Annotated in this window: 1 pseudogene; it reads left to right on the plus strand. The window is 67.1% G+C overall.

Annotated features, from left to right (window positions below):
- A pseudogene (locus tag ACYVDE_RS25305) lies at positions 1–656 on the plus strand (hypothetical protein); the annotation flags it as partial.

A 656-nucleotide genomic window follows, 5' to 3' on the forward strand; every position in this document is an offset into this window, starting at 1 on the left:
GCTGGCCCAAGCGGCCGGCGTGCCCCACACCCGCCCCCGCATGCTTTACGTGCGGCCCGACGAAAACGGCCTGGGACCGTCGTCGGAGCGGTTTCGGGGCAAGCTGGCGCTGCTCGAAGAGAAGTACGACGCCTTGGCTTCGCGCACGCCCGACTTGGTTGGCGTCGACAATTTTGTAGGCGGCGAGAAAATGCTGAAAAACGTGTATACGCACCCGTCGCACGCCATCGACCAGCCCGCGTTTCTGCGCGCGCGCCTGCTCGACGTGTGGCTCGGCGACTGGGACCGGCACGAGGACCAGTGGCAGTGGGCCGCATTCGAGCAGCCCGGCGGCCGGGTGCGCTATCAGGGCATTCCGAAGGACCGCGACCAAGTGTACTTCCGCTTCGACGATGGCCTGATTCCGTGGTTAGCCGCCCGGCCGTTTATCGCGCCGCAGTTCCAGACCTTTCGCAACGAGTACAACAACATCGCCGGCTTGGTGTACCAGGCGCAGTTCATCGACCAGCGCGGCCTCTCGGCCATGACGCGGGCCGACTTCCGTCGCACCGCCCGCGACCTGCAGCGCCGCCTGCCCGACTCGGTAATCGACCGGGCAATGCACCGTTTGCCACCCAGCGTATTTGCCCTCGAAGGCGCCCGCCTGGGGGCCGCCC

The sequence above is a fragment of the Hymenobacter agri genome (genome assembly GCF_054778495.1).